The 17,895-nt window shown below is 39.5% G+C and carries 17 protein-coding genes and 1 pseudogene; 3 read left to right on the forward strand and 15 right to left on the reverse strand.

From position 1 onward, the window contains the following. Positions 1-32: 32 nt before the first annotated feature. The 10 genes from BM146_RS04870 to BM146_RS04915 all read right to left on the reverse strand — a co-directional run bounded on the left by BM146_RS04870 (position 33) and on the right by BM146_RS04915 (position 10,268). A complete protein-coding gene (locus BM146_RS04870; RefSeq protein WP_074885179.1) occupies positions 33-944 on the reverse strand; it encodes a carbohydrate ABC transporter permease in 912 nt (303 codons plus the stop codon). A 13-nt stretch (positions 945-957) separates the two neighbouring features. Next, the gene (locus BM146_RS04875; protein ID WP_074885182.1) at positions 958-1,893 is read right to left on the reverse strand and encodes an ABC transporter permease; all 936 of its coding nucleotides are present in this window, start codon (positions 1,891-1,893) and stop codon (positions 958-960) included. A gap of 13 nt (positions 1,894-1,906) precedes the next feature. After that, on the reverse strand, positions 1,907-2,152 hold the full coding sequence (locus tag BM146_RS20485; RefSeq protein ID WP_074885186.1) for a DUF6171 family protein: 246 nt from the start codon (positions 2,150-2,152) through the stop codon (positions 1,907-1,909). Continuing rightward, the gene (locus BM146_RS04885; RefSeq protein ID WP_074885190.1) at positions 2,152-3,630 is read right to left on the reverse strand and encodes an alpha-N-arabinofuranosidase; all 1,479 of its coding nucleotides are present in this window, start codon (positions 3,628-3,630) and stop codon (positions 2,152-2,154) included. Before BM146_RS04885 ends, BM146_RS20485 begins: the two co-directional genes overlap by 1 nt. Positions 3,631-3,649: 19 nt before the next feature. After that, on the reverse strand, positions 3,650-5,374 hold the full coding sequence (locus tag BM146_RS04890) for a type 2 periplasmic-binding domain-containing protein (RefSeq protein WP_074885193.1): 1,725 nt from the start codon (positions 5,372-5,374) through the stop codon (positions 3,650-3,652). Positions 5,375-5,719: 345 nt separating this feature from the next. After that, the gene (locus tag BM146_RS04895) at positions 5,720-6,280 is read right to left on the reverse strand and encodes an NAD(P)H-dependent oxidoreductase (protein ID WP_074885196.1); all 561 of its coding nucleotides are present in this window, start codon (positions 6,278-6,280) and stop codon (positions 5,720-5,722) included. A gap of 29 nt (positions 6,281-6,309) precedes the next feature. Beyond that, on the reverse strand, positions 6,310-8,412 hold the full coding sequence (locus BM146_RS04900; RefSeq protein ID WP_074885199.1) for a heavy metal translocating P-type ATPase: 2,103 nt from the start codon (positions 8,410-8,412) through the stop codon (positions 6,310-6,312). 6 nt (positions 8,413-8,418) lie between these two features. After that, on the reverse strand, positions 8,419-8,670 hold the full coding sequence (locus BM146_RS04905; RefSeq protein ID WP_177201592.1) for a DUF6110 family protein: 252 nt from the start codon (positions 8,668-8,670) through the stop codon (positions 8,419-8,421). Between the two features lie 147 nt (positions 8,671-8,817). Continuing rightward, positions 8,818-9,351 (reverse strand): SGNH/GDSL hydrolase family protein, encoded by a 534-nt coding sequence (locus BM146_RS04910; RefSeq protein ID WP_074885203.1) that lies wholly within the window; start codon positions 9,349-9,351, stop codon positions 8,818-8,820. A gap of 74 nt (positions 9,352-9,425) precedes the next feature. Continuing rightward, a complete protein-coding gene (locus BM146_RS04915) occupies positions 9,426-10,268 on the reverse strand; it encodes a hypothetical protein (RefSeq protein ID WP_074885205.1) in 843 nt (280 codons plus the stop codon). 1,176 nt (positions 10,269-11,444) lie between these two features. On the opposite strand from BM146_RS04915, the gene BM146_RS19360 reads away from it, so the two are divergent. Beyond that, entirely contained in the window at positions 11,445-11,582 is a 138-nt protein-coding gene (locus tag BM146_RS19360) for a hypothetical protein (RefSeq protein WP_177201593.1), read from the forward strand. 251 nt (positions 11,583-11,833) lie between these two features. Next, positions 11,834-12,052 (forward strand): hypothetical protein, encoded by a 219-nt coding sequence (locus BM146_RS04920; protein ID WP_074885207.1) that lies wholly within the window; start codon positions 11,834-11,836, stop codon positions 12,050-12,052. Positions 12,053-12,222: 170 nt separating this feature from the next. Here the strand turns inward: BM146_RS04920 and BM146_RS04925 are convergent, their stop codons facing one another. The 4 genes from BM146_RS04925 to BM146_RS04940 all read right to left on the reverse strand — a co-directional run bounded on the left by BM146_RS04925 (position 12,223) and on the right by BM146_RS04940 (position 15,241). Next, entirely contained in the window at positions 12,223-12,894 is a 672-nt protein-coding gene (locus tag BM146_RS04925; RefSeq protein ID WP_074885211.1) for an HAD family hydrolase, read from the reverse strand. Between the two features lie 69 nt (positions 12,895-12,963). Beyond that, the gene (locus BM146_RS04930) at positions 12,964-13,683 is read right to left on the reverse strand and encodes a sulfite exporter TauE/SafE family protein (protein WP_074885214.1); all 720 of its coding nucleotides are present in this window, start codon (positions 13,681-13,683) and stop codon (positions 12,964-12,966) included. A 168-nt stretch (positions 13,684-13,851) separates the two neighbouring features. Beyond that, complete coding sequence (locus tag BM146_RS04935) at positions 13,852-14,814, reverse strand: DNA/RNA non-specific endonuclease (protein WP_074885217.1); 963 nt, start codon at positions 14,812-14,814, stop codon at positions 13,852-13,854. A gap of 241 nt (positions 14,815-15,055) precedes the next feature. After that, a complete protein-coding gene (locus BM146_RS04940; RefSeq protein WP_074885220.1) occupies positions 15,056-15,241 on the reverse strand; it encodes a hypothetical protein in 186 nt (61 codons plus the stop codon). Positions 15,242-15,993: 752 nt separating this feature from the next. Here BM146_RS04940 and BM146_RS04945 point away from each other — a divergent pair. Further along, on the forward strand, positions 15,994-17,700 hold the full coding sequence (locus tag BM146_RS04945; protein WP_074885223.1) for a hypothetical protein: 1,707 nt from the start codon (positions 15,994-15,996) through the stop codon (positions 17,698-17,700). Here BM146_RS04945 and BM146_RS20385 read toward each other — a convergent pair. Continuing rightward, a pseudogene (locus tag BM146_RS20385) lies at positions 17,676-17,783 on the reverse strand (arsenate reductase family protein); the annotation flags it as partial. The gene BM146_RS04945 and the pseudogene BM146_RS20385 overlap by 25 nt on opposite strands. Positions 17,784-17,895 lie beyond the last annotated feature (112 nt).

A 17,895-nucleotide genomic window follows, 5' to 3' on the forward strand; every position in this document is an offset into this window, starting at 1 on the left:
ATACGGTCTTTTTTTAACATAAGCGAATTATATCATCCTTTGACAGAGCCTACCATTACACCTTTTTCAAAAAACTTCTGTGCAAAAGGATATAGAACAATCAGCGGGATAGCTGATAATACCATACACGAAAGCTCTATGGTCTTATAGTTTGAAGCTGACTTAGCCATAGTGGTCAAAATAGACGTTGCCGCTGTGTTCATATTCTCCCCAAGCTTTGCAGCTGACTCGGAAGACTTTGTAATAGACAAAGTATAATATGATAATGTCTGAAGGTTGCTTGATTTTGTATAATACAAAGTCTGAGTATAATCATTCCAGGTTCCTACTGCCGTAAATATGCCAAGGGCGCTGATTACCGGTTTTGAAAGAGGAATGACTATGGAAAAAAATATCTTGTACTCGCTTGCTCCGTCTATTTTGGCAGATTCATATAACGAGTCTGGAATAGCCTTGAAGTTGGCATTAAAAATAATAACGTTGTAGAAGCCACCAAAAAGGCATGGAATTATATATACCCAATACGTATTGTAAATATGAAATGCGTTAAAAAGTATAAAATATGCAATGACACCACCATTAAGGTACATACTAATAAATCCAAGGGTTGTATAAAACCGTTTGCCAACAAGGTTATTTCTTGAAAACCCATACGCAAACATTGCTGTAAACAATGTCTGCAGTATTGTTACAATAATCGTCCTGCTAAGTGTTATTAGAAAAGCATTAACAATATCAGGATTATTAAGTACTGCTTTCCAACTATCAAAAGAGAGTTGGTGCGGAAAAAATAGAGAGTATCCTGATCTGGAAATCTCTTGAGCATTTTCTAATGAGTTGATAATTGAAAACCATACAGGATAAACAACAAGCAGCATCAATACGACCATCAAGACAGTAAGAATAATTTGAAATCTTTGTTCTTTTAATGATTTTATCTTCATTGTGCTTCATCTCCTAGAATAATCCGCTATCGGTCAGTTTGTTAGAAACCTTATTAGCAATAAACAATAAGGCTATAGCGAGTGCTGACTTGAATATATTAACTGCCGCAGCCATTCCAAACTGTAATTGTTGCAGTCCAACCTTGTAAATATAAGTGTCTATCACTTCACTTCTTTCAAGGTTAAATGAATTTTGAAGCACATATATCTGATCAAAATTATTATTTAATATTCCTGCTACAGCAAAAATAATCATGATCATTATAGTTGATTTAATGCATGGAATAGTAATGTGGAGCATTTTCTGAAGTCTTGAAGCTCCATCAAGATTTGCTGCCTCATATAGCTCCTGGTCTACACCTGCTATAGCCGCAGTATAAAGAATAGTGCTCCACCCCAGTTCTTTTAACAGATTTGCTATTATAGCTATTGCCCAGAAAAATGCCGGTTTTGCAATAAATATTATCGGATCACTTATTAGATTAAGCTTTAATAGTATCTGGTTGATAACACCATCTGAAGACAGAATTATCATAACAATACCACCAAACACAACCCAAGAAATGAAATGAGGCATGTAAGTTACTGTCTGAACCACACCTTTAAATCTTACATTTGATATTTCATTGATTAGAAGTGCGAAAAATATTGCACAGAATATATTTATGATATTTCCTATAAGGTTCAGTCCTAACGTATTGACAAGCATCCTGCTAAAATCCAGATTTCCAAAAATCACTTTGAAATTCTGAAAGCCATACCATCTGCTTGTAAATACGCCAATTATCCCGTCTGTAACTTTATAATATTTAAACGCAAGCAACAGACCGAACAATGGAACTATACTAAAAAGTAAAAGTGATATTGTCCCGGGAAGCATCATGCTATGGAGTCTTAATTGCGTTCCCAGATCATATCCAAGCTTATAGTTTTTCTTCTTACTTTTCATTGTCTTAAACCGATCACCACTTCTTTATTGGACAATCAGAATCTATTTTTAGTGCCCTGATTTCAACGTAGCACCCACATTTTTGACATGTAGCTTCCAAAAGATTGTCACATTTCAAGCAAGTGGAAAGCCTTTCATGATATTTTTCTTGCGTTGCTTTCTCTTCTTTAGAAAGCAGCGCACGTACTTTTTGTACGTGCGCATAAACATTATCCTTATCTGCAAGTTCGGCTAACAAGCATCTTTTGCATTTATTCATCAATATACCTCTACGGCACAAACGCTGGATTTTGGCAGTCTGACCTTTAATTCCTTATTGTACTTATCAACAACGACGTCAAGATTAGTAATGCCAACCTTGTCTGGTGTCGTAAAAGTATTATGGTCAGAGATATTACCTGTTACACATGAAGCTTTAGCATCTGATGGATTAAATCCTGAAAGGTATACTGTTGTTTCAGCATCTTCATCTGCTGAAAGATTCACCATTGTGATCAGCAGTTTACCATCTTTTTCACTTGCAGATACCGTAATTCTTGGAACTTCCTCTTCATCATGATTTAGACGATCTGAATCCACATAACTTTCAAGGTGCATTGCATCCATATGTTTCTTATACAGGTAATATACAAAATACGTAGGTGTAAGTACCATCTTGTCACCATCTGTAAGGATCATTGCCTGAAGCACATTTATCATCTGCGCAATATTTGTCATAACGACAGTATCACAGTGATTGTTAAATATATTAAGGTTAATTCCTGCAAGAATTGCATCCCTGATAGTATTTTGCTGAAATAAGAATGCTGGATTTGTGCCATCCTCCACGTCGAACCATGTTCCCCATTCATCAACAATAAGTCCAATTTTGTGATCAGAGGTTTCATACTGTTTGATGATACTACTATGATTACTTACAAGTTCTTCCATCTTGAATGTATTATGCAAAAGACTGTAATATTCACTCTTTGAAAAATCAGTAGCCTTACCCTTGTGATCCCAATCGCTTGTAACAGTGTAATGATGAAGTGTAATAGCATCTATCATTCTTCCTGCTTTTTCACAGACAGTTTTTGTCCAATGATAATCCGCGTTATTAGCACCTGAAGCAATCCTGCAGATAGAGAAATCTTTATCATAATTTCTCATATATGTAGCATATTTCTTCGCCTCATCAGCGTAATAGTCCGCGCTCATATTTCCTCCGCAACCCCATGCTTCATTGCCAATTCCCCAGAACTTTACATTCCATGGTTTTTCTCTTCCATTTTTTCTTCTCAAATCTGCCATTGGGGATATTCCGCCCATATTGCAGTATTCAATCCAGTCTGCCATTTCCTGCACTGTTCCGCTGCCTACATTTCCTGAAAAATAAGCATCACACCCAAGCTGCTCTGCAAGTTCCATGAACTCATGTGTACCAAAGCTGTTATCTTCAGTTACTCCGCCCCAGCTGGTATTTACTATTGTCTTTCTACTCTCTTTTGGACCAATTCCATCTTTCCAATGGTAAGTATCAGCAAAGCAACCACCTGGCCAACGAAGAACTGGTACCTCAATCTTTTTCAGGGCATCCACCACATCTTTTCTGATACCATTGACATTTGGTATATTATCATCATCTTTTACATATAATCCTTCATAAACGCAACGCCCCAAGTGTTCACTGAACTGACCATAGATATTTTTGTTAATTATTCCTTTGCTGACTCTGCAATTTACAATTACGTGGTTCATTTGCTGATACTCTCCAAATTTAATATAATTTTGCGTTAACGTTTTCTACTGTTTCTCCATACGTTTCGCAATACTCTTTAAGCTTCTTGTCATACTCAGCATCAATATCATGAATTGAGTAGTCTTCAAGAGTCTTGATCATACTTTCATATTCCTTTTCAAAATCTGCATCATTTGTCGTTGATACGATCTTAGCCTTTTGTGACTCAAGATAGCTGTCAACCTGAGAAAGAGCAATTCCGAGGTCACTGGTAGGTTCAATAACCGTAGAATTCTCAAATCCAAATAAAGCAGCATCATAGATATATGTTGTTTTATACATACCAATTGCAGTGCTTACCTGGCTATAAACGTATGCGTCAGAATCTTCAGTAGGTCCGGCCTGTGTTCCCCATTCAAAGTTTGTATTGTTTATTGGCCACAACCACATATTTGACTGATAGTTTTCCTCGTATATCTTTTCTCCTGCTTCTGTTCTTACAGCAAGTCCGTTTTCATCCAGGGTGTAATCTACCCCCTCCACTCCGTATTCATTCAGATAAAGAGCTTCTTTTGTAGAAACAAAACTTAAAAGTTTAGCAAGTTTTTCCGGGTTTTTACAACTCTTTGAAACAAAGGTCTGAATCCAGCCTGTTCCAGCCTGCTGATTTATTGCAACTGTTGGTCTTGCCTCATTAGTCGCAAGGATAGGTCCGTATGATACCCATGGAATCTCATTTTTGTTGCTGCTGTTTGCAGGGTTTCCGATCCAGCAGAAAACTCTTCCTGTTTCCACATATGTCATAAGCGCAGGTTCATCAATTGTAAGCGTGTTTACATCAAGATAGCCTTTATTTAACATTGTCTGAACAAGTTTTAAAACGCCCTTGTATGCAGGATCTAATTCCTTATGTCTATATGCGCCATCAGCATCGACTGGCATAACACCAAATGACTGTGCCATAACTCCATCCATGGATGAATCAATCCAAGAATCACCATGAAGCATTACTGGATATATAGGTTGTCCATCAACTGTGTAGCCGGAGTTCTTTACAACTTCAAGTGTTTTTAGAAGTGCATCTTCAGTCTGCACATCTTCAGCTGTAAGACCAAGTGCATCCATGATAGTTTTATTAAATGCTACAGCAGTATTCTCACCATATTTCAGATTGTTTTCGTATGTATCACTGCTAGGCGGATAAACAGCCATATTGTTGTTTGAATTCATATGGCTGGGGTATGAATACCATGCCCCATATTTTCTAATAAGCGCCGTCTTTATATCTTCAGGAAAATCTTTTAAAAGATGTGAATCCGGATCATACTGAGTAAGTAGCTCATCTATTGTCCATACCTTGCCAGAATCTATAAGCTGTGTAATAGCATCCGAATTAGATATTGATATCAAATCCGGAAGATCATCTGAAGCTATCATAAGCCCAAGTTTTGTATCAGCATCTGTTGGTGGCTGCTCAATATTGAACTTTACTCCCACCTCAGACTCTATCGCATCAAGTACCGGAGAACTTGTAACTCCGTTCCAGTTAGCTGGTCCCCATCCACTAACATCCGAGAACCAATATACTTCTTCTACACTTTCTGCATCTGCTGTGCCTTCGGTTCCACTCGTCTGCTTAGCTGTGTCTTGCTGTGATTCTGTAGAATTCTGTACATTTCCAGATCCACATGCAATCGCCCCAAGTGATAGAATTCCGGCTAAAGAAATTGCTGATAATCTGCTTAATAATACTTTCTTATTCATACCCTCACTCCTTAATTGATTCTTCACTAAAGCTTGGCCAAAGCTTATCACTATCTGGATGATATACTTTTTTGCAAATGAAAAACATGAAATTTTTTTTGAAAATTGGTATTTTTTTATTCCAAAGTGTCTGTTTGATACAGCCAAATAAGGGTGCCACAGTATCTGGTGAAATCTTCCATCATCTACTGTGACACCCTTATTTTGATTTCTGATTATTTATACGAGCGAAAAAAATTTGTGGCAATATTTAGAAAGTGCAGTAGCTGTGCAACCTTTTGCCTTTAGACTGCCGTTAAGTAAATCATCCAATCAGAGGAGCTATTTGTCATTAAAAAACGCATGTTATATATTATAAATACACCCGTTGACAATACTCTCGACATCTGCGCCAACCACATCAAGTCCAACAGCCTGAATCTTTTCACAGTCCTGAATACCATAGAAGTTTTGGGCAAGCGTCTTGATGTATCCGTATCCAAACTCTTCCGGAACGAAGCAACCACCAGCTGTAGTAACATAATAAAGCTTATTGGCATTACAAAGAGATTTCGGATAGCCTTCATCTGTATATTCAAAGGTTATGCCTAAAACATTGATGTGCTCTACATACTGCTTAAGTGAAGCTGGGAATGATAAGTCATAGTACGGCGCTGCAATTACAATTGTATCTGCCTTTGCAAAGGTCTTTGCAAGGTTGAAATAATCATCTGAGAAGTCACCCCTTGCAATACAATCGTCTCTATATGCAAGGAATTTCTCATCTGTTTTAGGAAAAGAAATATTTTCAAGCTTTACTTCTAATATTTCTTCAGATGTTTTTTTACTAAGCTTTTCTATAAGCTTGTCAGCAATTCTTTTGGTTCTTGAATTCTTTTTTACACAAGCGTTAACTAATAAAATCATTATTTCTCCTCCATCTCAAGCAAAAGGATTCAGAAGATTTCTTCGCTTTCTGTCTCATTCTTAAGATTTGTCATGCTGTGAAGACCTAAGGCTATTGTAGAACCATTATGTAACATGGCACTTGTAGCAGGAGCTATGGTTCCCAGAAGCCCAAGGGATATCAGGCCCAGATTAAATCCAACAACAAAGCGATAGTTGAAATGAATCCTCTTCATAAGAAGGGTACTGAGCTCTTTTAAGGTAATAAGTTTATACAGGTCATCTTCAGATATCATCACATCTGCGATCTGGCGTGCAAGCTGTGAGCCCTCACTTATGGCAATTCCACAATCAGCCTCTGACAGCGCGGGAGAATCATTTATACCATCGCCGATCATTATGACTGTATGTCCTTTTGCCTTCTCCTGCTGTACAAATCCGGCTTTTTCTTCGGGAAGGACCTCTGCATAATATGAATCAACGCCAACATCTTGGGCAACTCTTTGGGCAGTATGCTTAGAATCGCCTGTCATCATGACAATGTTCTTAAATCCAGCTTCGTGAAGCTTTTTGATAACATCGGGTGCCTCAGGTCGCAGCGGATCCTCAAGACATATGACTGCTGCCAATTTTCCGCCTATTGCCAGGAACAATCTTGAATACTGCTTGGAAATACTATCCAGCTTGTCCTGCTCGCCCTCGGGGATGATACACTTTTCATCTTCCATAACAAAATGCCAGCTTCCGATCACAACCTTCTTGCCATCTATATCAGAGGCAATTCCGTGAGCAACAACATATTCAACTTTGCTGTGCATCTCATTATGCTCAAGCCCTCTTTCTGCTGCCTCAGCTACAACAGCATTTGCTATGGAGTGAGGGTAGTGTTCCTCAAGACAGGCTGCTATACGCAGCATCTCATCCTTGTCATTCCCCGAAAATGTAACAACATCAACAACCTTAGGCGTAGCCATTGTTAAAGTGCCGGTCTTATCAAAAACTATCGTATCTGCATCTGCAATTGCTTCCAGGAATTTACCGCCCTTTACTGTAAGGTGGTTGTCCTGGCACTCACGCATTGCAGACAGCACAGTTACCGGCATTGAAAGCTTTAATGCACAGGAAAAATCGACCATAAGTATAGATAAGGCTTTGGTCACATTCCTTGTTATCAGGTATGCGAGAATGGTTCCACCAAGTGTATACGGCACCAGCTTATCTGCCAAATGCTCAGCTCTTGATTCCACGCCTGATTTAAGCTGTTCAGAATCTTCGATCATTTTTATGATCTTCTCGTATCTTGTTGCTCCTGATGCTTTCTCGACCTTAAGTACAATGTCACCCTCTTCGATGACTGTTCCTGCATAGACGTAGGCGCCCTCTTTCTTTTCCACAGGTATGCCTTCTCCGGTGAGCGTTGCCTGATTTACCAACGCTTCTCCTAAAACGACAGTTCCATCAAGTGGAATAATGCTTCCAACCCGCACAGAGATCTCATCGCCCGGTGCAATCTGACTGATTGGAACCTGAACTTCAGTGCCATCTTTTTTTAACCAGACTCTGTCTGCTTTAAGAGCCATACTCCTTGCCAGATCGTCTACAGATTTTTTATGCGTCCACTCTTCAAGCAGATCTCCAACTCCCAACAGGAACATAACTGATGAAGCGGTCTCATAATCCCCTGTTAAAAGAGATACCGTTATAGCCGTTGCATCCAAAACAGAAACTTCCAGTTTTTTATTCTTAAAAAGACTCACAAGTCCCCTGTAAATAAACTTTGTGGCCATTATCCAGGCTTTTATCCTTCTAATTGGGGAAGGTAAAAATACTCTGCATCCGTAATGAAGGATTATCTTTGTAAAGAGCTTCTCTTTATAGGCAGCCATGAGTTCTCTGCCGGTACTCTCCGGCACAAGTGCCTTAACATGTTCCGAATCGGAATCAAAGGCGCAAATCTTTGAAAGCAGTTCTTTTCTGTCACCCTTATAAACGACAACTGCATCGGCGCTTCTCTCATAGACAGTAGCTTTTTCAACACCATCAAGAGAAAGCAGATAGTACTGTAGCCTATCTGCTTCTTCATAGGAAAAACGTCTTTTTGGCATGGAAAAGCGGATGCGCCCACTTATTTCATGTTTAATGACAATTTTCATATTCAATTACTCTCCAACTACGGCTTCGTCTTCCTTTGCCTTGCGATCAGCATTGATCTCTTTTGCCTCTGCAAGAATGTCATCACAGTTCTCCTGAACCTTGTTTGCAGTATCCATTACGCAGTCTTTTGCCCTGAGCACTGCAGCTGTAGTATGTGTGTAGCACTTCTTGGCGTCTTTACTTGAAAGCACCTTAACTCCTGCTGTTCCAAAAAGAACTCCGCCTAAAAACCATACACAATGATGCCAATTCTTCATAATGATCATCTCCTGTTCATATTCTTTTGTTCAAATTTCTTTTGTTCAAATGCAAAAACAAACAAATGCAGACTCCCCCACATTTGTTTGTTTTTTAGCATAGCACAATAAACAAAGTCACAAAATACACACAGTTGACAACTTTTCTCAATAAATATCTTTTAACGTCTCAAATATAGTCCTGGCTGCAAGCATAGAACCCGCGGGTGAAGCGTGCCTTCTGTCCTCAAAATACAGATCTGTCTCGGGATGAGCATGAATATGTTCCCACCATCTCTCACCTACAGGAGCCACAAGGCATCCATATTTTTCAGCCAGCTTTCTGTATCTTGCTGACATCTCCGTCTGAAATTCCTCGTTTCCTTCCTCAGTCCATGTCATGTAAAAGCAAGCTTTTGCCTTAGTCTGCCCAATCCATTCCATTATCCTGTCCGCTGCGTCTTCCATCACGGAAAACTCGCCCATTGGATGAGCTACATGCTGAAGAATTATAAAATCATAGTCCCCATAAAGAATATTAAACCTAGTCTGCTCATTGTCTGCATGATAGTCAAGTCCCATGCCGCCTTTAGTGAGCATAGTCACCTGCATATCAATGCCATTTTCTTTGCAAATGTCTTTGAACATCATGGGCATATCATTGAAATACGTGTGGCTGTTTCCGATAAAAAGTGTTCTCATTTCTCCCTCCAATATTCTAGTTGCTTCGTCAGCTCTTTTGCATTATAAAAAGAATATTAGCAATTAAAGGGGCTCTATTCAAGGAACGCAGTCACATTTTTCTTTACACGCTCGATATTTAATGGGCAGCCATCCACTTCATAAGTTAGAAAAAGATTTTTCGCCGTGTATATTCCGTTTTCTCTGTAGGCTTCAAGCTTTCTGAGGGCCTTCAAACGATATTTTTCATCGTCCAATCGCCCAAGATGCTCATGATAGATCAGCTGCCTCGTCCTTTTATTGAGCAGCGTGAAATCAGGATATACGCATTTACCATTCTTCAAAACAAGTCCGCATTCATACCTATACAGCGCGCCCATCTCATAGTACATGTCAGCCAGCATGGCCTCTGACTTTGACCTGACCATATCACCTTTCTTAGTGAGATAAATCTTCTCTGCAGGCTCATAGTCACTTTTAATATAATCCTTCTTCGCCCAGCAAAGCGCATTTTCTTCAGCATCAACCATAATCGGCGAAACCAGTTCTTTGCGCCCATCATGCAGATGAGAATAGACATCTTCCGCATTGATGCACTCGGTTCCAGCAAGATCATTCTTCCCATTATGATTTGATGTCAAAATACGAATACATCTTTCAATGTCAGCAAGCTCCTGTTTTATGGTCATGATCAATTTTTTGCAATAATACTTGTCCGCAAGCTTTTTTGCCGTCTTTAAATTGTCTTTATTTATATACTTCCCCCTGGTATCATCCGCGCTCAAAATCTGATAATATCTGCTTTTCTTTGATTTCACCGACACTCTAAGCTTGCCTTCCGGCGCGTTTCTGAGCCGCCTTTCGGCTTCATTTTTGGCTTTGCTGAGCTTTTCTTTTCTCTCGTTAAGGTCTTTAACTATTTCTTGCCTTGTTTTCATATTTTCATTATTTCCTTTTCTTGTTGTTATTTGCTTTTCTGTATGTTATTTGCTTTGGGTTGCGGCGTTTGGATGGGGGTGGTTTTGGGAATGGTGTTTTGATGGGGGTGATGGTTATCATTTTTGTATTTTGTTTTATTGAGGGCGGGTGGTGGAGGTGATATAGCGGCCTGGGGGGTGGCTGTGCGTACCGCTTATTGATCGTGGCCGCGGTATGCTGCCTATTGATGATGGCCGCGTAGGATAAAAGCAGTTTTTTTCATGTAATTATCCCACTGTGCCGCCCTTCCCGACTCGTTTTTATCGCGGGCTTGCTGATGGGTAGGATAAACGCTTGAGTTTTTCTCTTTTTATCCCACTGATGCTGCTTTTCAAAAGTAGGATTTTCTGGTTTGTAGGATAATTGTTGATTTTTTTCTCTTTTTATCCTACAAATTCCCCCTTCAAAAGTGAGGTTTTGATGATTTGTGGGATAATTGTTGATTTTTTGCTCTTTTTATCCTACAAATTTCCTCATTCAGAAGTGGGTTTTTGATGATTTGTGGGATAATTTTGGGACTTTTTCTCTTTTTATCCTACTAATTCCACTTTTCCGCATTTGAAATTCGTTGATTTGTAGGATAATTCAGTAAATTTTCTCGCTCTTATCCCACATTTCAGAAAATAGCCCTGTTAAAAGAGCTGAATTTGTAGGATAAATTCCGCAATTCTGCCTCGTTTATCCTACACACCAAACAATTACCACCATCAGCAATAATAACCAGGCAATTTCCCCCGCCAATCACCGCTCGTTCCCACTGTTTGATCAATAGATTCAATTGACCTTGCGCTTGATCACAACCGTATTCGTCACATGCCTATTTCAATTGTCACAACCTCACAATCTCATCCTCCATAGCCATTGCTCTCATCGCAAACTCATTCACAGCATTGCTGTTGCTCTGATCACAACTAATCCATTACAAAAAACATCTTGAATACTTCCCTTGAAATCAGGGATAAAGAGCGCTCACTTGCGCCTTAGAATGCACATTTTTACTAGTCTGCTACCAAGCTAGTAACATGCTAATATTCAGAATTTTTCAAAAACGCTAATATAATATACTTAATGAGCTGCTTAGTCAAATAAATTTTCTTCAGCCGTATATTCTTCCATGAACCAAATCCGTTATAATAATGATTAAGGCAGCAATATTAGGTGATACAAGCTATAAAAAGTGGCTTCTTGATCTGTACGGTGATGAATATGCAGAATACAAGCGTAATGTGAACAGATTAATTCCGTGGAAGCCACGTACTGAAAAACGCCAATAATCAAAATGAATTAAAGAGGGACTTGCAGAGGCAATTTCTTGAATGAAACAAAAAAAGATACAAAACCCACTTCTTCACCGAATCAACCAAGCCATTTATAGAAGACTAAATAACCAAAACACATAAAAGGAGCCAAAATGGATATATCGAAATTTAGTTGGACGAGGAAACCTAAAAGTTGCTATCTTCAGTGACGGTATGGAGTATAATGTATTTGATACAGTTGTTTATATTGTTGGAGGAGGTACAAAATGGGAGATATCACAGCGATACTCAAACAGATTAGTGGTAACAAGGAACTTATGACACAAATTGCCAAGGCTGATCCAGCTCAGGCAAAAGAGCTGCTTAAGAAAGCTAACATAGACGTTAGCGAAGCAGATATCAAATTGGTTCAGTCTGCTGTTGCAGATGGCAAGTTTGATCTTAATGATGTCAAGAATATTGCGGGTGGATTGTTCAAAAAGTAATGCATTCTTGAATCAACAATTCAAGAATGCATCAACCAAGCCAATTTAAATCGACTTTGTCAATGAGGCTTGGTTGACTCTTCACTCATATTCTCACGAAATCCGCAGTATATGCGGATTTCTGGAATTTAGTTCAAGATGTCATACAATTCTAAAGAGGTGAATTTCCTTCATTCCACTCTATTTTTAAAATAATCTATGACATCCAAAAGGCTCTCGCAGACTGTGTCTGCGAGGCCTCTCATTTCTGCGTCTGCGGGAATCATGTCTGGGACCATGATTGGCTTCATGCCGGCCGCATGGGCTGACCTGATCCCGTTATATGAATCCTCGATGGCAAAAGAGTCTGCGGGGTTTACTTTGAGTTTGTCGCAGGCAATGAGGTATATCTCGGGGTCAGGCTTTGATACCTTAACTGAGTCACCGCCAACTATTTCTTCGAAATAGTCTATAAGTCCTGCGTCGCGAAGCTCAGCCTCCACAACCGCTTTCCTTGTGGACGATGCAACTGCGCATCTAACATTCTCTGCCTTTAAGTACTCCAGAATTTCTTTTACGCCAGCCTTCATCGGGAGCCTGCCGCCATCATATTTTTCATGGAAGAGTCTGCTGCTCTCCGAAAGAAGTTTATCTGCAATACCTTCGCCAAATTCTTTTGAATAAGCATCCTCGACAATCTGCCTGGTCTGGTTCATATTCGTTCCGATGCATCTGTCGAACACTTCGCGCACGTTAGTTATTCCATAACCGGATGCCGCCTCTGTCCAGGTATAAAGACATGCTCTCTCTGAATCGAAGATAACGCCATCCATATCAAAAATTACATTATATCTGTTGTTCATTCCACTCTACCAACTCTTATAAGACTTCTAAAAAGTCCCACTATGTTTAGTCAATTTCTGTTTATTATATCATGCGACATTTGTAAAGATCAGCACCGCACCTGATAGGATCAAAAGAACTATCACTATCTTTTTCACTATGAGATCATTTATCTTACCGGCACTATACATTCCAAGGCCAAGCCCGATCAGCATGAATGGTGATAGCAGCAGTGCTTTTTTTAACATATCTATAGTCAGGATTCCGTAAAAGAGATACAGTCCAAGCCTAAATGTGTTCTCAATAATAAATACTGTGCAAATGTTAGCTTTAAAAGATTTTGTGTCCTCTGTTGTCCGCCCGATATAAGCACCAAGAAGCGCTCCAACTCCGTAAAGTCCGCACAAAAAGCCTGACAAAATGCCGATAATTATAAGCAGAACTTTAGAGTTCTTAGATTTCTTTTTGGTCAATTCTCTGAGCAGCATCTCTATGCCAACAAAAATAACCAATATCCCGAAGATTATTTTTATTACGGTAACATCTGTGTTTTTTAACAGAAAAGCTCCGACAGTGCTACCAATAATTACCATGATGGCCAGAGGCAGTACTACCTTTAGATCAATTGATCTTCGCTCCTTCCAGCTAATGATCAGGTTTGTCGGTAGGCCAAGAATCAGCTCCACCGGTGATATTTCTATGTTTGCAACAGCAAAACTCATTATTGAAGTAAAAACAAGCGTGTTCGCAAAGCCGCACAGTCCCTTTACATAAAACGCCGCCAATGATGCAAGTATCCAATAAAACATCTATATCTCTTTTCACATTTTAATTATAAAAAAATTCCTCAAAGCCGCGTCCATCAATCGCAGCAAAAATCCAGGCAGCTCCTGATCTTCGTCCATCGACGACTGATGACAACGCAATAGATTCAAATTATAGCAAGCATATAGTCGAGTTAATATAAAACAGCTACACTAGGGATTACAGCGCTTGCAGGGAGTTTTCCCTTCACTTATCAGCTCATCCCTTGTCTTGGTGCTATATTCCTTATTTTTCTCTTTCATATCGTTAACGCTATCGCAGCTCGGATAATGAAACTTACCTGAATTCTTGTTTACCACATATGTTGTTCCCGCCGGAATACCAGGATCATCGCTTCCTGCCGAAGATCTCACTGAGCCATTTCCGGAATCTCCGCCAGTTATTATAAAAGAATTGCTATCAGCTATCTTGCCCGCATCCGGCGCAAGCTCATTGCTGCCATCTGCATAATTAATCTCAATCCCTGGCTGAACATTGTAACAGAACACGTTAAAAGAAATTTCTTTTCCCTTATCTTCTACAGAATATGCCTCAATCTGCACTCCATCACAGAGGAGATTGTTTCCTGTAAATATCGGCGTAACCCTATACATCACATGGTTACCGGTGCTACTTACATAGTCAGCAACCTCATTCTCATATGGGAGCATGCCTTCAACATTCATGTACCTTGTCCCTGTGATCAGATTTTTTTCATTAGCATTTTCACCAGTCAACTGAAATCCGATCAAATGGCATCTATTAAAAAGATATGGTGGCTTCGAGTCCACAACGCCGGGATACTTGTTCTGTTTCCACCCTGTAGGCTTAACGGCAACTATGGACTGCCTTTCCTCTGTAGGCATCAGTTCCTGGCCAATGCAGGCTGTAGCCGCGGTACATCTTCCAAGCTGATCAAGCTCTCCATATTTTTCAAAAGAGCTGGTGGTGATCTCTTTATCCGTAAAGCCCGGAACATTATTATTCAAAGCTACCGACGGGCTTCCACTATAAGCCGGAACATCGTCCTCGGCGTGAGTTCCCACGCTCCAAAGCAGAAAAGAAGCCATACCCAAAGTAAGCGCCAAGACCAGCGCAAATATTCTGTTTGCAAAACTAGCTTTTGATTTTAACATGACATATTTCTTTCCCCCCTGATAAAATTACAGGTGTTTCTTTATTTCTTTTATAAGCCCTTCGTCTCTTTACCCTGCATCTATTCTATTTTTTCTTTAGTATTTATCAATAATTATCGTTATCTATCTAGCCTTTCTCTTAACTTGCTCAAAATCTCACGCCGCATATTTCGCAGGTGATCAGCTGATTAAACGCAAAGTCCTTTCTACCGGTTGACATTCCCCAGATCAAAAACATATCTTACACTCCCTCCGGCCACGCCTGGCCTACATCCAATTTATTTTCCACAAGCCATGCATCCTCAACGGATACATACCTCATCTCGTCATTCTCATTTACAACTGTCACTGACACCTTCGGCTTCTGCCCCGGCTGAAGCTCCTCACAGCCATAGTCACCGTCATATATCTGCTTAATAGTCCACATGACAAAAGCTCCTCCTCGGAATATTATACTATACTCGTCGATTTTCATATCTATTATTTCTCGGCTTTATAACTCGCCTCGCTTCACTTTGAGGGACTGCCGTGCTTAAAAGAAGAGGGGGCGCCTAGTGGTTCTTTGGCTGGGCGGATTGTTTGTGGCGTGGCGGGTGACCTTTGTGGCTGGGTTGGTAATTGACCACTGTAGGATAAAAACATTATTTTCTGCGGGTTTTATCCTACTTTTTTTCACTTTTATAGTGCCGTTTTACGGAAATGTGGGATAAAAAAGTGAAAAGAGCTGATATTATCCCACATTTTCAGCTCTTTATCACTACGATTTTGCTGAAATGTGGGATAAGAATGTAAAAAGTAATGTTTTTATCCCACAAATTGGTTGAAACGAAGCATTTGAAAATGAAATTTGTGGGATAAAATGGATCAGAAATATAGTATTTATCCTACTCCCCAACAAAAATCTCACTCTAAAAAGTGAAATCTGTAGGATAAAAAGAGTAAAAATCAAACAATTATCCCACAAAACAAAAAAATCAACATTCCCAGGACAGGCATAGTAGGATAATTTTACAAAAACAGCAGCGTTTTTCCTACTCTCCTCAAAGAAGCACCAACGTAACAATGCTACAATGTGCCAAGGCAGTAATGCTCCAATGTGCCGACTTATCCGTACCTTGCTAGAAACTCACTAGCGTAAAGTGATATTATATTAAAGACACTCATGGAGGCCTATCTGCAATGAACATAAAGAAATTATTACCAATACTATCTATTGCGCTCCTCATCACAGGATGCGGTAAAGATATTCAAACTGAAAATGCTGATTCCAGCTCAGCAAAAGAAGTATCTTTTACTGAAATACAATCCCAGGCAGACTCAGAAGAAGTGGCTGAGACAGCTTCTACCACCGAAACCTCTGAAATATCTGAAGAAGAGCTTAATGAGTTCACAGAACTGTTTAACACACCAGAATACAAAGGTTTCCTCATCGAGCCCTTTAATAGTCCTGATGACATAGATTTAAGCGCAGTATTTTATTATGGCGCTGGGATTGATGTTAAAGATGTTAGTGAAGATGAAATTAATGATTATCTGGCTGCAGCCGATCAGGCTCAGGTATATGGGGACCTGTATGTCATAAGGGCTGCTGACTTTAATGAGTTCTTTGAGACTCATCTTGGAACCAGCGCTCCCAATGAGCTTCCTGACTCTTATTGGACTTATGTAGCAGCTCATGATTCATATTATTACTACCATTGGGATTCTATGTATGATGGAAAGGATTTCGAATGCACTTCTGTGGAAAAAGATGGCGATAACTACACCCTTAGATTTGAGCTGAATACAGAAAAGCACTACGAAAGATACGCTGACAGAATAATAAAATTTACAAAATCCGATGATACTATCATTTTGAAATCCAATTCCATTCAGTGGGATGACAACTGTGATGAGACGCAGACCTTTGACGTTGAACTTTTCCCTTCTGAAACGCCAATACACTTTGTCACATATCAGCCAGATCCTGAAGACGGAATAAAAATAGCACTTATCAAAGATGGAAAGTTCCTGACAAATATAAACACCAGCATATTCAGAGGCAGTGACTACAATACCAAACTTAATAAGATTACTGCCGTTAGCTTTTTTGACTTTAATGCTGATGGAATAAAAGACATCCTTATAATTGGCGAATCTGACAAGGGTGAAAATATTCGTTTGGAAGAATCCGTTCCGAACGAATACTACTACGAAACCTGCTATGGAATAGATGAAAAACTTGAAGAAGAGCTTGCCAGTAACATTACAGTTAGTTCTATAAAGAGTGCCCTGCTAGGCAACAATCCCGAATGCAAGTTTGACAATTATAAAGATGCCTATGCTCATATAGCAGGGCTTTACAATATGTCCGGAGACAACTATGCTTATGCCCTCATAGATGCTGACGGTGATGATGTTCCTGAGCTCGTCATTGATTATCCGGGTTATCGTGTGTCTCTCTACTCATTTGAAAATGGACTCATCCACTGCCTGATGTATAAATGGGCTTACGGTGCCGGTGGTAACTACGGCTACATGTATGCTCCGGGAAAGGGATTGTATATCAACCACAACACTGACTATGCCGGAGCTGTTCAATATGATTCTTACATGACCAGCCATAATGGCAAAGAAATTGCGACAGACTTTTATGTTGAAAGTCTATACTTCAAAGATACTGATGGGGATAAAACTCCCTCAGAAGAGGAACTGTCTGCTACAGATGAGATGGATGTTTATGAGGCTTATTATCGCAACTGCACTGACAAAGAAATGTCCGAGGATGAGATCAAAGCTCATGTTGCTGAATACGATACTTATCAGTATGAAGAACTAACCGGGAACATGAGTTACGATGAATTGATCAGCAGCTTGATTTCTTTTTCCTTCAGGTCTATGAACTGAAACTTTATATTGCACTCTTTGAAGAAGCACTCCGCTTTCTTTGTATCATTGCACTTTTTGGTGCCCCAGATCTGTATGTTCATCTCTTTTTATAACTCCTTGTGTTAAAGCATCTGAAACTTTTTATATTCGTTTTTTATTGCAAACGCTGTGATTATGTCAACAATATACAATACATTTGCAACCAGATAAAAT

Origin of the sequence: Butyrivibrio proteoclasticus (assembly GCF_900115735.1) — a bacterium.
Classification (GTDB): Bacteria; Bacillota; Clostridia; order Lachnospirales; family Lachnospiraceae; genus Butyrivibrio; species Butyrivibrio proteoclasticus_B.

Bases quoted from the DNA above. Each gene is read 5' to 3' on its own strand.
- BM146_RS04870 (WP_074885179.1), bottom strand. From the start codon at position 944: ATGAAGATAAAATCATTAAAAGAACAAAGATTTCAAATTATTCTTACT.
- BM146_RS04875 (WP_074885182.1), bottom strand. From the start codon at position 1,893: ATGAAAAGTAAGAAGAAAAACTATAAGCTTGGATATGATCTGGGAACG.
- BM146_RS20485 (WP_074885186.1), bottom strand. From the start codon at position 2,152: ATGAATAAATGCAAAAGATGCTTGTTAGCCGAACTTGCAGATAAGGAT.
- BM146_RS04885 (WP_074885190.1), bottom strand. From the start codon at position 3,630: ATGAACCACGTAATTGTAAATTGCAGAGTCAGCAAAGGAATAATTAAC.
- BM146_RS04890 (WP_074885193.1), bottom strand. From the start codon at position 5,374: ATGAATAAGAAAGTATTATTAAGCAGATTATCAGCAATTTCTTTAGCC.
- BM146_RS04895 (WP_074885196.1), bottom strand. From the start codon at position 6,280: ATGATTTTATTAGTTAACGCTTGTGTAAAAAAGAATTCAAGAACCAAA.
- BM146_RS04900 (WP_074885199.1), bottom strand. From the start codon at position 8,412: ATGAAAATTGTCATTAAACATGAAATAAGTGGGCGCATCCGCTTTTCC.
- BM146_RS04905 (WP_177201592.1), bottom strand. From the start codon at position 8,670: ATGAAGAATTGGCATCATTGTGTATGGTTTTTAGGCGGAGTTCTTTTT.
- BM146_RS04910 (WP_074885203.1), bottom strand. From the start codon at position 9,351: ATGAGAACACTTTTTATCGGAAACAGCCACACGTATTTCAATGATATG.
- BM146_RS04915 (WP_074885205.1), bottom strand. From the start codon at position 10,268: ATGAAAACAAGGCAAGAAATAGTTAAAGACCTTAACGAGAGAAAAGAA.
- BM146_RS19360 (WP_177201593.1), top strand. From the start codon at position 11,445: ATGATTAAGGCAGCAATATTAGGTGATACAAGCTATAAAAAGTGGCTT.
- BM146_RS04920 (WP_074885207.1), top strand. From the start codon at position 11,834: ATGGGAGATATCACAGCGATACTCAAACAGATTAGTGGTAACAAGGAA.
- BM146_RS04925 (WP_074885211.1), bottom strand. From the start codon at position 12,894: ATGAACAACAGATATAATGTAATTTTTGATATGGATGGCGTTATCTTC.
- BM146_RS04930 (WP_074885214.1), bottom strand. From the start codon at position 13,683: ATGTTTTATTGGATACTTGCATCATTGGCGGCGTTTTATGTAAAGGGA.
- BM146_RS04935 (WP_074885217.1), bottom strand. From the start codon at position 14,814: ATGTTAAAATCAAAAGCTAGTTTTGCAAACAGAATATTTGCGCTGGTC.
- BM146_RS04940 (WP_074885220.1), bottom strand. From the start codon at position 15,241: ATGTGGACTATTAAGCAGATATATGACGGTGACTATGGCTGTGAGGAG.
- BM146_RS04945 (WP_074885223.1), top strand. From the start codon at position 15,994: ATGAACATAAAGAAATTATTACCAATACTATCTATTGCGCTCCTCATC.